The following is a 15,288-nucleotide window of genomic DNA, read 5'->3' on the forward strand; positions in this document are numbered from 1 at the left end:
TCGGTTCAGCCGGAAGGCTTAGTCGTTTATTGTGGTTCCTCTCTCAGAAGCCAAGGGGTCTTGTCCACTTGCGAAGCAGAAGATGTTCTATCGAGCCGGGCGATTGTCCCGAACTCATACCCGAATTACGTTTTGTGCGGCATCACTCCTTTCAAGTTGCAGGTCAGAAACCTGTTAACAGCCCCTGTATTCCTGCATCCCAAATTAACCTAAGGTCAATTAATAAACGCGAATACAAACATGGAACATTTGTTCTTTGTTAGGATTTATTTGGAAATAACTGCTTGCAACGTATATTATCACAATGTAAAAGTTTGGAAAAGATGCAATTTTAAATTTTTCTTAAAATTGTGTCTGAAGTAGGGGAGCTTTAGCGGTTTTTGCATATTTTGACGGATACTGTCTAAATAAATGGATTGACTTGGCCCTGCGGCAGACAGAACCTGCTCGGTTCAAGGACATACGCCGTTTCCACTGCTCCATGAATACATAGAATAACGTGTACTCCCTTTGCATGCCGATGATGTACACCCGGGAGGTGACTGTGTTGCAAAAACGCCGTAATACTGCTTTTTATGCATCCAAATCGAATCGGGTACAACGAAAGGCACAAGTAAAGAAACGTCGTTTGAAATCAGCATACAAAAAGGGTACAAAGGCCTATAAGTACGTGATTCCACCAGTGGAACTTGCAGATGTCCCAGAGCTCGGAGCGGAACAGGCCATGAGAGATACACTCGCGCAGGGGACGGCAAACTCGCATCAACCTATGCTTTCGGTTGTTATACCTGCCATGAATGAAGAGCGGACCATTGGGGCAGTCGTTCGTCAGGCGCTGCGTATATGCCGTGATTCTGAAGTGCTCGTTGTTGTGAATGGTTCAACGGACGGGACGGCAGCAGTGGCAAGAAGGGCGGGGGCACAGGTGCTTCGTTATACAGAAGCATTGGGACATGATGGAGGGCGACGAGTCGGTGCAGCGGCGGCTCGGGGCAGGGTGCTGTTGTTTACGGATGCAGACATACCCATTCCGGCAGAACATCTGGCACCTTATGTACGGGCGATTCTGGAGGGGACGGATGTCGCGCTTAATGATTATGATGGTCCGGTTACGCGTATCCCTGTTCACCCTGTGGTCGAGGCTAAACATGCCCTGAATAGCATGCTTGCTAGACCAGATCTGAAAGGAGCTTCCATGACCGCCATTCCGCATGCATTAAGTCGCAGGGCACTTGAGGTAATAGGTGCGGATACACTGGAGACTCCACCGCTGGCACACGCAATGGCAGTGACTGGTGGGTTGAAGGTACGTGCCGTTCATCATGTGCCTGTGGGCAAAATGAATCCATTGCGAGTCAAGAAACGCGGCGGGCCTGATCTGCTCAGTCAATTGGTATGGAATGATCATCTGACCGCAATCAGGTGGATTACCGATAAGCTTGGCCCACGCGGAGGACATTCCGATCTGGGGCGTGTTCGCAGCTTGACAAGGTGAGCATGCGCATAAGTATTTTGCATAAAGCCAGAAAGCGACACGTCAAAAGATGCAGAATGCTGGAGGTGAGGAAATGAAGGGGCGTTCAAGGGGTGTCCGTCGTCACCGGACAGTAAGAAGACGAACAACCCGGAACAGAACCATAGGCAGGAGGGCTCTGACCAAATCGCCGGTAAAGAGTTCAGCAGCGAACAAGCACGTAGCGAGAAGCCTCGTAATGCATGAATCTTGGAAAGCAGGTATTACGGCAGGAAGCAAGATGCTGGAAAATAATGAATCCATTGAACAACATGCGCGTGGGGCTTGGCAGGAGCATGAAGCAAAGATCTCGGCGGAGCTAAGGAGCTATAGCGCAGCCATGCAGGCAGGGAAAGCCTTTATGCAGGGTTATGCTCATGCTTCAGGGCGTTCATTGAATATCGTTCCACTTGCCCTTCATAAATCTGCTGCTGCGGTCATCTGTGCCTGTAATGAGGAACTTACACTGGGGAAAGTGTTAGCACAACTGAAACGATTACCTTTGAAGGATATCGTTGTGGTGTTGAACGGAACAACCGACAATAGTCTAACCCAGGTGCTAGAACAGCCTGGCGTTACACTGGTGTATGAACCAGATCGGGCTGGACATGATGTGGGCCGCGCACTGGGGGCCAAACTGACGGAGGCGGACACCCTTCTCTTTGTAGATGGGGATATGGTCGTCCCGGCGGAGCAACTTGCTCCGTTCTTGTATGCGGTCGATCGGGGAGATGATGTGGCACTGAACAATCTTTCATCCCTCTTGCCTCCCTTTGCCCGCCAGGATGAAGTGAGCCGGATCAAAGCTTATCTTAACCGCGTATTGAACCGATCGGATCTGGGTTCCAACTCGCTGACGGCCGTACCTCATGCCCTTTCGCGTAACATGATCCAGATCGTAAAACCGGAGGCGCTCGCCGTGCCTCCCAAGGCGCAAAGTCTTGCCATTCAGCATGGATTAAAAGTAACAGCACCAAGTCAAGTGGATGTCATTCGTTCCAATCGTCTGCGTTCCACCAATATGGGCAGCGGCAACGAAGTCGCCAGACTGATCATCGGGGACCACCTGGAGGCGCTGGCAGCTTGGCTGGAAATGGGCGGAAGCCCTCCGCAAGCCCACTTGCTTTCCCGTGCCGAAGTGGCCTATAGGAGGAATGCCAGATGACGCTGACGAGTATTATTATTCCAACATATAACGGGCTGGACCTGTTGAAGCCATGCATCGATGCCATTCGAAAGTATACCGGTATCCATACGCCATATGAAATTATCGTTGTGGATAATGGTTCGGTTGATGGAACCGCAGCGTACTGTGCCCGCGAACGAATTCGTTTTGTCCGATTACCGGAGAATCGGGGGTTCCCGGCAGCGTGCAACGCCGGACTCCGTGCAGCATGTGGTGATGAACTGCTGCTGCTGAATAATGATGTTACGGTCACATCCCGCTGGCTGGAAAATCTGCGTTCAGCCCTCTACAGTGATGGAAGCATCGGAATTACAGGTCCGGTGACCAACTATGCCAGCGGCATTCAGCAAGTGGAGCTGGAATTTCGGGATATGGCACATTTTCAGGAGCTGGCTGCTGCCAACAATATAGTCGATTCGTCCAGATGGAAGGAAGTCAGACGGATTGTCGGTTTATGCATGCTGATGCGGAGAAGTGTGATGGAGGACATTGGTGTGCTTGACGAAGTCTATTCGCCGGGACACTATGAAGATGACGATTATTGCTACAGGGCCTGCCAGAGAGGGTATCGCTTGCTGGTATGCGGAGATGTTCTGGTACATCATCGCGGCAGCGCGAGTTTCCTGAAGACCGATCCTGTAGCATGGAAACAGCTGCTTGAGCGCAATCGATCCATTTTTATCAACAAATGGCATGTCGATCCCCTTAATTATATTGAGACATCTTAAGAAGGAGGGATAGTGGAATGAAAGGTGTAATTCTTGCAGGCGGAACAGGAACACGGCTGTACCCTCTGACCCGGCTGATTAACAAGCATCTGATTCCAGTCGGCAAGCATCCGATGATTATGTATGGCATCGACAGACTCCGCCAGGCAGGTATTGAAGAAATATTGATGGTCATCAACAAACATTCCGCCGGGTTATACACGGAGTATTTGGGTAGTGGAGCAGATCATGGCGTCAAGATTACGTATCGGATTCAGGAAAAGGCAGGCGGGATTGCTGAAGCATTGGATCTGGCGACGTCTTTTATCCTTCCGGGTGAGAAATTCGTTGTCCTGCTGGGAGACAATTTGTTTAGCGACGATTTGAAGCCTTATGTCGATCGATATATGCAGCAACCAACGGGTACGGCTCGTGTTTTGCTCAAGGAAGTGGACGATGCGCGGCGCTATGGGGTACCCGTGTTTGACCCACAGCATCCGGAACGGATCTCTTACATTGAGGAAAAACCGAGTGATCCCAAGACCTCTTATTGTGTTACCGGCATATATATGTATGATGACCATGTATTTGACCTCATTCAAAACATTGCACCTTCTGCACGTGGCGAGCTCGAAATTACGGACGTAAACAATCATTATGCAGCTGCTGGAGGACTGGAATACGATATTTTGCAAAAATATTGGAGTGATGCAGGAACATTCCAATCGCTTCAGGAAGCAGCCATCCGCATGAAGGGACAACTGCCCTAAAATATATGCGCCTGATGCTGCCGCTGTGAGGTATTCCATGAGATCAGATTAACCTGCGCCGGAGCCGGAAGAATGCTCCGGCGCTTTGTGCAGCGGCGGCACTCCTCGTGCATGCCAAGGGAGGGAATGCCGTGAGAGTAGCAAAACGCAGCGATGGGGTCAAAAAGAAGACACGGGGCAGTCGTGCCAGAACCTGGCTCGTATCTGTAGGAATGCTGCCCCAAGCGAATTCAGACCTTGAGTTGGGAAACGAAGGCAGGAAGCTGAATGGTATGGCACTTACAGGAATAGAGCGAAAGCTGCATGCAGCACTCAAAATCAAAGCCAGCGCACGCACTGGTGCAAAACGTGCTGGACGTGCCGGCACACGAGCCAAACCGGGAGCAAGAACAGGCCAAGGGCGAGGGAACGCAGGAACACGGGTGAGCGCAGACGGGCGTGCAGGCGTAAGCCGTGGCGGCAAAAGGGCACGAGCCAAACCGGGCAAGCGCGCAGCTGCCAGCCGCGGGCATGCTGCGCCGCGTAGCGGGTGGGCCGCAGGCGCCCGCAGCAAACGGCGCACGGCTGCGCAGCGTGCGCCCGGGCCAGCACCGAAGGCCAGCACGCCACAGGCGATGCCTGCCAGCGGTGCTGGCCCCGCCCCGCGGCAAGCGACACACCGTCACGGTGGTGTCGCCCCCGCGGGGCGGGAGAGCGCTGCCGCGAATGCGGGCAGCGCAAGGGCACTTGCGCCTGCGCAGCCGGCTGCAGTGCCCGAGAGCGGCTACGCCGAGGGCTTCCGCGACGGCGTGTTCGCGGGCGGGGAGGGGCTGGTGGCGCAGCATATCCCGCCCGATCATATTCTGCCAGCCGCGGCGGCAGAACTGATCGAGGCGGGATTCCGCCAATACGCCCCCAGCCTCACCCGGCTGGCCAGCCCTCATGAGATGGCTGGCCACATCCAGGGGGCGCTGGATACGCAGCGCCCCCTGTCTGTCGTTCGCCTCGGAGATGGCGAACTGCTGACCCTCGCCGCAGACACCGTGCTGCCTGGCGAACAAGTGCAGGAGCTGGCACCGTTTCTGCCCTATGCAGGGGTGCCGCGCTCTACACCGGACATCCGGGCTGCGCTCGCGGAAGCGATTCGCGGCGCAGATTGGGTAGGCGTCCCCATCTCGCGTGCTCCTACCTTTCAGGGGCTGCTATTTCCAGTATTACGCCATTTCGGCATGGACTGGTCTTGTCTGAATCTGACCAGTTCCACGATTAACTACAGTATGCACCAGTCAGGTCTGCTGCTGCCCGTGTTACATGGACGCCGGGTGCTGCTGGTCGGGAGCCGAGCTGCGGAGCTTGGAGCTTTGTTGCACAGCCGAGGCATTCATGTGACAGGCGTTATCAGCGCAGTGGAGGGGGTGGCGGACATCCCGAGAGTAATGCAGCAAACTGCGGAGCATTCATTCGATATCGCTCTTGTAGCAGCAGGAATTCCTGCCGTCATTCTGTGCCGCCGAATGGCTGGCGAGCTGGGGCGGGTTGCTATCGATTTTGGACATTTGGCTGACAAATTGGTTACAGGAGAGCTTCAACTCTAATGGAAGGTCGGGTGCGGGGGTCACTATTCCGGATGCATCAGTCAAGGGGAAATGGGGGAAGCAACATGAGCACATCAGGCAGACGTTCAGGACAGCGAAAAGAATCACGGACTGAAACCGTTATTTTACATTCTGTCCGAAGTCGAACTGTACCCAAATTGAAGCGCAAACGTACAGGAGCGCGGGGGGCCAAAAGGGAAAAGCAGTATAAACAGGGCTACCACCGAGGGTATGATGAGGGCGTACGGCAGGGACAGAGCTCATTCGGGCTGGTATTCGAAGGAGTAAGTATCATTATCCCGACGTACAATCAGCGCGAGTATGTCCTGCAATGTGTGTCCAGTATCGAGAAACATACGCCTGCGCCTTTTGAAATCATCGTTGTGGATAACGCATCCAAAGACGGCACCGCAGAAGCCGTGCTTCGCAAAGGCGGCATGATTAGAGTCGCTGCGCTGGATAAAAATCGTGGTTTTGCCGGAGGCGTCAATCACGGGCTGATGATGGCGAGAGGTCGACACATTGTCGTGCTGAACAACGACACACTGGTCACCCCGGGTTGGCTGGACAACATGATGACTTGTCTTGACAGCCATCCCGAGATAGGCGTTGTGGGTCCGGTAACGAATTACATTGGCGGAGATCAGCAAATTGAAGTCCCGTACAAGGAAGTGGAGGACATGTGGTCTTTTGCTGCCCGACATAATCGGCCGGATGCCAATAAACATCGGGAGACCGAAAGACTGGTCGGATTTTGCTGGCTGTTTTCACGGGAATTGCTGGAGCGAGTAGGTTATCTTGATGAAGGTTATGCCGTGGGCAACTTTGAAGATGACGATTGGATCATCCGGGCGAAGCTGGCGGGATACAGGCTGGCGGTGGCTGGGGATGCCTTCATTCATCACTATGGAAGTATTAGTATGAAGGCGCTGGGAGAGCAGGATTATGTTGTTGTGAATGAGGATAATGAACAGTTTTATACCCGGAAATGGGGAGATCCCCATGCGCTGGTTACGGAAACTTCCCGGCTCTCGCTGCATGCCAAAGTGTCGTCCGGTCAGCATGAGAACACACCATCCCTTGACAAGATGGACTCTCCTGACCTGAGACAGCGCATGTCTACCAAGGGAAGCAGCGATATAACGCTTCACCTGAGACGGAGCACGGATTTTTACCCGGAGGCCTGTTTCATCTGTGATATCAAAGGGGATGTCTACCGACTGATGCATGGACAGCGGCGCAAGCTGAACATCCCCGTTCCGCGCGGCATTTCTCCCGTTCTGGTTGCCAAACTGGATTTGCTCGGTGTACCTGCAGGTGAGCCGCTGATCTCTGCGGGTGAGGTACAGGGCTGGCCATTGGAAAGAAATCATGTTCATGCTCAACCGGTTCATGGCAACCGCGAGGCGTTGGAGGAAGGCATGATTGTAGCTACAACGAATGACCGGGATGTATGGTACCAGATTAGTGAAGGTAAGCGCAGAAGGTTTGTAACCCCCTATGCTGCGGAACGGTGGGGAGTGAAATCCGGGCATGTTCTTCATGTATCTGTCAACCAATTGCATTCGATGGAAGAAGGCTGGCCCATCATTGCTCCCCCGCAGCTTTTGAATGAAGATTTGTAAGTGACGGGGTTAGGCAGCCTTGTAAACCGGTTCGATAGCATGATGCGGAATGTGATGTACAGCGTATTGTATCGCTATACTTCATTCCGCATCCGAACTTTACATATATCACGAATCTATGAAAAGTAACGATTGAAAGATTAGCGATTTACTTTTACACTATGACCAATTCAATTTTCGCAAGCATGCTTACGTATATCAAGCCAGGGGGAATGCACGATGAATGACACGATGGTAATACAAGCCCAAAGAATTGCTGGTGAATTTCTCCTGGAACAAGTGAAATCCTCATATCCGATTATCGGAAAAGGCTTTGTCAATCAGGTTTGCGTGGTTGAGACGGAAGGTCATAAAGTCGTCGTCCGCATGAACAATAAGGATAATTACCCCATCTTCATCAAGGAGAAATGGTGTATTGAGCAGGCAGCAGCAGCGGGTATTCCTGGGCCACATACATGGTCCGTTGGGGTTAAGGATGAAACGGCATATATGATTCAAACGTTTGTCGAGGGGGATAACGGATTGGACAGCAAGGTAGCCCCGTCCGACATCTGGAGGAGGCTCGGTGAATATGCGAAACGAATTCATTCCATTCAAGTGAACGGTTTTGGCGAGGAGCTGACTGATCCCATTCAGGGTAAATTCCATTCTCCGCCTCATCCAGGATCAGACGGCAGCTGGCAGGGATATGTGCAGTACAATATCGATAGTTTGACAGAGCATGATCCGTTGCTAGAGTTGGGCGTAATCAAGAAGAGGGAATCGGAGATGGTACGACAATGGTTCGAGCAGTTGAAGGATGTAAAGTTCCGTTTCGGTTTATGTCATGGCGATCTCTCGTTGAAAAATACGATGGTTCATCCGACAGGTCGGCTGATATTGCTGGATTGGGGGAGTGCCGAAGTTACTGTCGTGCCCTATGGAGATGTGATTCATCTGATGCGGTGTCAGCTCCGGGGTGAGGGGCCTGATACAGAAGAATTGAAAGCGTTCTCGGATGGATACGGAATGAGTGAAGAGGAGCTGGATTTGGCGAGGCATGTGCTGCTGTTAAAAGCCTTTGATACCCTCCGATGGGCTATCGATAAACGTCCGGAGCAGGTTAACGATTATGCGGGTTCTGCGAAACAGGTCCTTCACATGGTTAGGGATCGTTTTTAAGGCCTTGGGGGCAGGGTCCTTGTTCACGTTATTTTGGACTAACGAATCCGAAACACCTTATTCGGTCCTATACGCACCGTTATGAGATGCAACGAATCCCAGGGGCGGTTATTTCATCGATGAGGTCTCTTTTGAGGCTCTGACGGGTGCTTTACACCGAAATACCGTCCCTGAAGATCGTTAGAATTATTTTAAATTTATTTAATCTTTCTATCCTCTTATAGGTTTATTCTATTGGCAGATCCATTGACGCTTGAAGAGGTGAGGAGTACATTTATAGCCATAATTCTTATTTAACAGATAGGAATTAGTGGTCTGGGTGGTAGTTGCACTTGGATCTCCCATCCCTATAAATCAATCAGGAGGTATGCCGATGTCTTCTTCATCGAAAAAAGTAGTGCTCTGGAGCAAAACAGGCTGTCATTTCTGCGGGGAGGTTAAGGCATTCCTAACAGCCCGCAACCAGCCTTTTGAAAACATTGAAGTGCAGGGCAACGATGTGCTGAGGGACGTGCTTGAAGCCAAATATGGCATTCGACATGTACCTGTCATTGAGGTGGGTGGAGACGGCAAGTATGAAGCATTGCTGGAGCCTGATTTGGAGAAACTGGCGGAACTTCTCGCCCAGCCTGATGAAGCAGCAGTCTGACCGAACGTGGCGGATCTCTGGATAAAGCAGTTTCCGGCTGCTCAAGGCTGTCATTTCAGTGTGCAGCAGTCGGGACGTTTAAATCCCCTTTAAGACATTGTTTTTCCTTGTATTCAGATATCCAATCCTTATATAGAAAAGTTCTATAAGTAACGCTGTTGACCGATGTGCGGGGCAGTGATAAGATTTGTGAAATTAAAGCTGACCAAACTCATAGGAATAGTTAACTTTTTTGATTTTTCTTCATTCGTAATCCATATCAGATCGGACTTTAGAAAATTCTCGATATATCCTAATCCAAGGAAGGCGGAATGGTTATGACGGCTCAGCGCAGTTTGAAATTTGGAGCAATTGTCCACGGTGTCGGAGGCAGTATGACGACTTGGAGACACCCGGAGATTCAATCGGATGCCAGTGTGAATTTTGAATTTTACAAACGCCAGACGTTGAAGGCAGAAGAAGGGAAATTTGATCTCGTTTTTATCGCTGACGGTCTTTATATTACCGAGAAATCCATACCTCACTTTTTGAATCGATTTGAGCCAATCAGCTTGTTGTCCGCCCTGGCGGCCATTACATCCCGGATCGGGCTGGTGGGAACACTTTCCACCTCCTATAGTGACCCATTCACTGTTGCCAGACAGTTCGGTTCCCTTGATCTGATTAGTGATGGACGCGCTGGTTGGAATGTGGTTACATCCCCGCTTGAAGGTTCAGCCAAAAACTACAGTAAAAGCAACCATCCATCCCACCCGGAACGTTATCGGATTGCAACCGAATATTTGCAGGTGACCAAGGGCTTGTGGGATTCATGGGAAGACGATGCCTTTGTCAGAGACAAAGAAAGCGGGGTTTTCTTCGATCCATCCAAGCTGCACACACTCAATCATGAGGGAGAGTTCTTCTCCGTACAGGGCCCACTTAACATTGCACGTTCAAGGCAGGGTCAGCCGGTCATTTTCCAAGCAGGTTCCTCGGAAGATGGCAAGACCCTTGCTGCCAAAGAAGCGGATGCTGTCTTCACGGGACATGATTCAATTGAGGATGCACAGGCCTTCTACAACGATGTCAAAACCCGTGCAGCCACTTATGGACGATCCGCACAGGATATTGTTATTTTGCCGGGGATCAATCCAATCATTGGACGGACAGAAGAGGAAGCAGAACAGAAATATCAGGAGATTGCCAGTCTGGTGACTATCGATAAGGCGCTGGATTACCTGGGACGTTTCTTCGAGCATCATGACTTCTCCCAATATCCGCTGGATGAACCATTCCCTGAGCTGAATGGCATTGGCAGCAACAGCTTCCGCAGTGGTACGGACAAAATCAAGCGGGATGCCAAAGAGCAGGGATTGACGCTGCGCGAAGTAGCCCTGCGGGCAGCGACACCGAGAAGCAAATTCCTCGGAACACCGGAGCAGGTGGCTGACAAGATTCAGGAATGGTTTGAAGCGGAAGCGGCAGATGGATTCATCATTCATTCCGAACTGCCAAGTGGATTGTCCGATTTTGTGGAGTTGGTTGTTCCGATTCTGCAAGAGCGCGGCATCTATCGCACCGAATACGAGCATGATACATTGCGCGGCAATCTCGGCGTGCAAATTCCAGCGAACCGTTACACGGCTGCCCGGGAGCAAGTAGGAACCGAGGCTTAAGTAACTGGAGAGCTGAAATTCGGTAACAGTCTAGGAATGAGGGATTCGGGTGAACTATTCGGATTGCATATGCGGAAGGTGCCGAATGATGCTATAAAACCAAGTTAACAGATAGGTTATGTTGATGAAAAATCTATAATTCATTAAATCATTAATTCAATGAATCAATGACACCTGTATACAAAGAGGGGGAAGCTATATGAACAGGTCTATCTCATGGATGAAATATATGGCATTGGCGGCAGTATTGGTGCTGGTATTATCCGGTTGCGGAGCGACAGGTAACTCGAACAGTACAGTTCAGGCTTCCAGCGGGGAGCAGGCGACTGGGCAAGCAGAAGGTGGGAACCTGACCTACGCACTGGCCACATCTCCGGATACGCTGGACCCGCATCGAAGTGGTCTTGCCGTCACCGTACGTGCGATCCGAACGATCTATGACAATCTGGTGGTTCAGCTGCCGGATGGTTCCATCAAACCTTGGCTCGCCAAGGAGTGGAGTGTATCGGAGGATGGCAAAAGTTATACGTTCAAACTGCGTGAAGATGTGAAGTTCCATGATGGAACTCCATTTAACGCAGAATCCGTGAGGTTCAATCTGGATCGGGTGATCGATCCTGCCACCAAAGCCGCCAATTCCCTTGCCCTGATCAGACCCTATAGCTCCTCGGAGGTCATTGATGAATACACCATCAAGGTGAATCTGGAACAACCTTCACAAGCTTTTCTCGGCAACTTGAGTCAGGCCCTGCTAGGAATCGTATCACCTACAGCGGCCAAGAAATATGGCGATCAACTGGGTAAAAACCCGGTGGGGACCGGTCCGTATACCTTTGTGAAATGGGATGAAAATGCGGATATCGTTGTCGCCAAAAATAAGGATTATAACTGGGCTCCCGCAACCGTTGAAAATAAAGGTGCCCCTCATATCGATACGATTACGTTTAAAATTGTACCGGAAGAAGCAACGCGCATCGGAAGTGTACAGAGTAAGCAGGTACTCGCCGCCGAGACCGTTCCACCGCAAAATATTGCTGCCCTGAAGAACGCTCCGAACCAGCAATTGCTGCAGGCCAATACCGTTGGCTTGCCGTATACTCTCTTTTTCAATCTGCGCAAAGCGCCTTGGGATGATGTGAAAGTCAGACAGGCGGTGCAATCTGCAGTTGATGTGGAATCCATCGTGAAGACACTGTATCTGGGCAACTACGAACGAGCGTGGTCTGCACTGTCTCCGGGAATCCTCGGTTATGATGCTTCTCTGGAAGGAAGCATCAAACCGGATATCAACAAGGCCAATCAGCTGCTTGATGAGCAAGGTTGGGTCAAGGGAGCAGATGGAATTCGTGCAAAAGATGGTAAGAAGCTGACCCTGCATTATGTGGACGGTTCACCGAACCGGGAGAAGCGTAACGACATTGCTGCGATTATTCAGCAGCAGCTCAAGCAGGTCGGCATAGCTGTTGAAGTTGAAATTACGAAGGATATTGCAACTGTCATCTATCAGAACTGGGATTATGATCTCTATGGCAACAGCCAGGTCAACTCCGATCCGAATGCTCTCTACGCCTTCTATCATACGAGTGCAGAAGGTGAACGTCCGACATTATCCGGTTTATCCGATCCGAAGATCGATAAACTGCTGGAACAGGGAGCGGTGGAGACTGATCCGGATAAACGCGTGGATATCTATAATCAGATTCAGCAATATCTGATCGAGCAGGCTGTAATTTTGCCGATCTATGTGTTCCCTTATACGGTGGCTGCATCCAAGTCGGTGCAAGGTATCAAGTTTGATTCACTCGGGTATCCGCTCTTTAACGATGTTCGGATTCAGCCATAACACGAAACGTGAATTATGCAACAGGAAGGAGACGACCCGGTATGGTTCAAACGATACTGACAAGACTTGCTACATCGCTTCTGGTTATTTTGGGAGCTTCGGTGTTGGTGTACTGCATCATGTATCTGCTGCCGGGTGATCCGGTCCTGCTTATGCTGGACCCGTCATCGGCAACACCCGAGATGATTCAGAACCTGCGGGTTCAGCTTGGTCTGGATCAGCCGTTTTACATCCAGTTTGCCAACTATTTCGGAGACATGCTGCGCGGGGATTTCGGCAAATCCATGATTAATTCCGACCCGGTGCTGCCCAAAATATTGGAACATTTCCCTGCCACACTGGCGCTGACCGCGCTCAGCTCAATCATAGCAATAACCATTGGCATTACGCTCGGCGTACTGTCTGCCATTCATCGTAATGGCGTGATTGATTTTATCGCCCGGCTCGTTGGATTGTTTGGCATCTCCATGCCGACCTTCTGGACCGGCATTCTGTTGATCCTGTTGTTCTCGGTTCAGCTCGGATGGTTTCCGGCAATGGGTTCCGACGGATTCAGTTCATTGGTGCTTCCTGCTGCAACACTGGGTCTCGTCGGTGCGGGGTTCATCGTACGTATGGTGCGTAACAGCATGCTGGAAGTGGTGAACGAACCGTTTATCGTGGCATTACGAGCAAAAGGTCTTTCACAGCGGACCATCATGTACGGTCATGCGCTGCGTAATGCACTGATTCCTGCTGTAACGGTCATCGGCATGTTGATTGGTGATTTGCTTGCAGGAACCGTCGTGGTGGAGACGGTCTTCTCCAGACAGGGGATCGGCAGAATCATCGCGGATGCATTGATGGCCAAAGACCTGCCCGTCGTGCAGGGCGTAGTTTTTTTTACAGCGATTATCTATGTCGTGTTGAATCTACTTGTGGATATCTCTTATGCGTATATTGATCCCCGGGTTAGGCGTGCAGTCCGAACATGAGGACGGATGGAACGGTCTGAAACATCTGAACGCGTAGTGAGGAAGGAGGAGTCTTATGAGCATGAAACCATTGGTGGGTGATAAAAAAAGTTGGACGGCCAGAACAGGACGTTTACGCCTCTGGAGTCGCCGTCCCCTGCGTTACCGCGTATCATTCGCGGTATCCCGTTTATTCTTTTATGCAGCTGTGCTGGTGGTGGTATTTACCGTCACTTGTGCAATCGTGCCGGGCTGGATTGCTCCTTATGATCCAACTCAGATGATGACGGACGCTATCCTGCAGGCTCCCTCTGCTGCGCACTTATTTGGGACCGATTATTTTGGCAGGGATATCTTCAGTGTGGTTGTACATGGCAGCAGGGATTCACTGCTGATTGGATTTGCCTCGGTGCTGGTAGGGGGACTTGTGGGTAGTGCCCTTGGCATTATTGCTGGCTATGCAGGAGGTGTTTTGGACACCATCACCATGCGGGCAGTCGATATTCTGATGGCTGTTCCTGGCGTGTTGCTGGCATTATCCGTTGCGGCAGCATTGGGACCTGGTCTGCTTAACATTGCACTGGCTGTTGCGGTATCCTCTATTCCGGGGTACGCACGGGTGATGCGTGGGCAGGTCATGTCCGTTAAAGGTTTGCCTTTCATTACAGCTACACGTTCACTTGGGGGCTCCAATGCCCGTATTTTCTGGAAGCATGTACTGCCTCATTCGTTGTCACCGTTGCTCGTTATGGGGACGCTGGGCGTGGGTACCTCCATTCTGACAGGCTCCGGGCTCAGCTTTCTCGGACTTGGCGTGTTGAAGGAAATTCCGGACTGGGGAGCATTGCTCTCGCAAGGGAGAGGTTATCTGACGGTTGCCTGGTGGATCTGTACCTTCCCGGGACTCGCAATTACCATGTTTGTGCTGGCGGTTAATCTGATTGGAGACGATATTCGCGACCGGTTGGACCCCAAAGTAAAAGGAGCGGCTTGACCGCTATGCCAAGGAGGAATCATGATGTCACATGTCGTTATTATTGCCGGATCGCCTTCCAAACGTTCGCGTTTGACAGGCCTTACGGATTACAGCAGCAATAAATTAAGAGAGGCAGGCATTACCGTGGAGGTAATTCATGTAGCGGACCTGCCAGCGGAAGATCTGGTGCAGGCCAGGTTCGATAGCTCGTTCATTCGGGATGCGCTGGCTGTTGTCGAAGCCGCAGATGCAGTCATCGTGGCTACACCGGTATACAAAGCATCGTACTCAGGCGTGCTGAAGCTGTTCCTGGATCTGATTCCACAGGAAGGACTGCGGGGTAAGCTGTCCCTTCCATTAGTCATTGGCGGTTCGATCGCCCATCTGCTTGCGATCGATTATGCATTGAAGCCTGTTCTGGCAGCACTTGGCGGCAGACATATTCTCGGCGGAGTTTACGCGGTGGATCAGGGAATTGACCGACTTGATGACGGAAAGTATGTGCTTTCAGGGGATATCACTACACGATTGGATCGTTCCCTGGAAGAATTGATATTGACTCTGGAAAAGAATGGTATTACGATATCATAAAACCAAGTAAATTCATTGGATAAATAGATATAAAATTGAACCAAACAGTTACACAAGAACGTAGAGGACAGAAAAAACCTGA

Annotated in this window: 13 protein-coding genes; all 13 read left to right on the plus strand. The window is 51.1% G+C overall.

Annotated features, from left to right (window positions below; all coding sequences use genetic code 11):
- The first annotated feature begins 544 nt into the window (after nucleotides 1-544).
- The 13 genes from PPA03S_RS15120 to ssuE all read left to right on the plus strand — a co-directional run bounded on the left by PPA03S_RS15120 (nucleotide 545) and on the right by ssuE (nucleotide 15,206).
- Nucleotides 545-1,495, plus strand: coding sequence for a glycosyltransferase family 2 protein (locus tag PPA03S_RS15120; RefSeq protein WP_245683624.1), 951 nt, complete (start codon nucleotides 545-547; stop codon nucleotides 1,493-1,495).
- Nucleotides 1,496-1,568: 73 nt separating this feature from the next.
- Entirely contained in the window at nucleotides 1,569-2,678 is a 1,110-nt protein-coding gene (locus PPA03S_RS15125; protein WP_245683625.1) for a glycosyltransferase family 2 protein, read from the plus strand.
- Nucleotides 2,675-3,427, plus strand: coding sequence for a glycosyltransferase family 2 protein (locus PPA03S_RS15130; RefSeq protein ID WP_062324138.1), 753 nt, complete (start codon nucleotides 2,675-2,677; stop codon nucleotides 3,425-3,427). The genes PPA03S_RS15125 and PPA03S_RS15130 overlap by 4 nt, the downstream gene beginning before the upstream one ends.
- A 17-nt stretch (nucleotides 3,428-3,444) precedes the next feature.
- Nucleotides 3,445-4,176, plus strand: coding sequence for a sugar phosphate nucleotidyltransferase (locus PPA03S_RS15135; RefSeq protein WP_062324139.1), 732 nt, complete (start codon nucleotides 3,445-3,447; stop codon nucleotides 4,174-4,176).
- A gap of 131 nt (nucleotides 4,177-4,307) precedes the next feature.
- Nucleotides 4,308-5,750, plus strand: coding sequence for a GT-D fold domain-containing protein (locus PPA03S_RS33940; RefSeq protein ID WP_245683626.1), 1,443 nt, complete (start codon nucleotides 4,308-4,310; stop codon nucleotides 5,748-5,750).
- A gap of 65 nt (nucleotides 5,751-5,815) precedes the next feature.
- A complete protein-coding gene (locus PPA03S_RS15145; RefSeq protein ID WP_167666045.1) occupies nucleotides 5,816-7,375 on the plus strand; it encodes a glycosyltransferase family 2 protein in 1,560 nt (519 codons plus the stop codon).
- Between the two features lie 219 nt (nucleotides 7,376-7,594).
- Nucleotides 7,595-8,536 carry a phosphotransferase family protein gene (locus tag PPA03S_RS15150; RefSeq protein ID WP_062324141.1) on the plus strand — a complete coding sequence of 314 codons (942 nt, stop codon included), beginning with the start codon at nucleotides 7,595-7,597 and terminating at the stop codon, nucleotides 8,534-8,536.
- Between the two features lie 373 nt (nucleotides 8,537-8,909).
- Nucleotides 8,910-9,185, plus strand: coding sequence for a glutaredoxin family protein (locus tag PPA03S_RS15155; protein ID WP_062324142.1), 276 nt, complete (start codon nucleotides 8,910-8,912; stop codon nucleotides 9,183-9,185).
- 317 nt (nucleotides 9,186-9,502) lie between these two features.
- Nucleotides 9,503-10,843, plus strand: a complete 1,341-nt coding sequence (locus PPA03S_RS15160; protein WP_062324143.1) for an LLM class flavin-dependent oxidoreductase — start codon at nucleotides 9,503-9,505, stop codon at nucleotides 10,841-10,843.
- Nucleotides 10,844-11,042: 199 nt separating this feature from the next.
- The gene (locus PPA03S_RS15165; protein ID WP_062324144.1) at nucleotides 11,043-12,686 is read left to right on the plus strand and encodes an ABC transporter substrate-binding protein; all 1,644 of its coding nucleotides are present in this window, start codon (nucleotides 11,043-11,045) and stop codon (nucleotides 12,684-12,686) included.
- 41 nt (nucleotides 12,687-12,727) lie between these two features.
- A complete protein-coding gene (locus tag PPA03S_RS15170; protein WP_062324145.1) occupies nucleotides 12,728-13,660 on the plus strand; it encodes an ABC transporter permease in 933 nt (310 codons plus the stop codon).
- A 55-nt stretch (nucleotides 13,661-13,715) separates the two neighbouring features.
- A complete protein-coding gene (locus tag PPA03S_RS15175) occupies nucleotides 13,716-14,633 on the plus strand; it encodes an ABC transporter permease (RefSeq protein ID WP_082704170.1) in 918 nt (305 codons plus the stop codon).
- A 24-nt stretch (nucleotides 14,634-14,657) separates the two neighbouring features.
- Nucleotides 14,658-15,206 carry an NADPH-dependent FMN reductase gene (gene ssuE / locus PPA03S_RS15180; RefSeq protein WP_062324146.1) on the plus strand — a complete coding sequence of 183 codons (549 nt, stop codon included), beginning with the start codon at nucleotides 14,658-14,660 and terminating at the stop codon, nucleotides 15,204-15,206.
- The last annotated feature ends 82 nt before the right edge of the window (nucleotides 15,207-15,288 follow it).

The sequence above is a fragment of the Paenibacillus pabuli NBRC 13638 genome, assembly GCF_001514495.1.
Lineage (GTDB): Bacteria > Bacillota > Bacilli > Paenibacillales > Paenibacillaceae > Paenibacillus > Paenibacillus pabuli.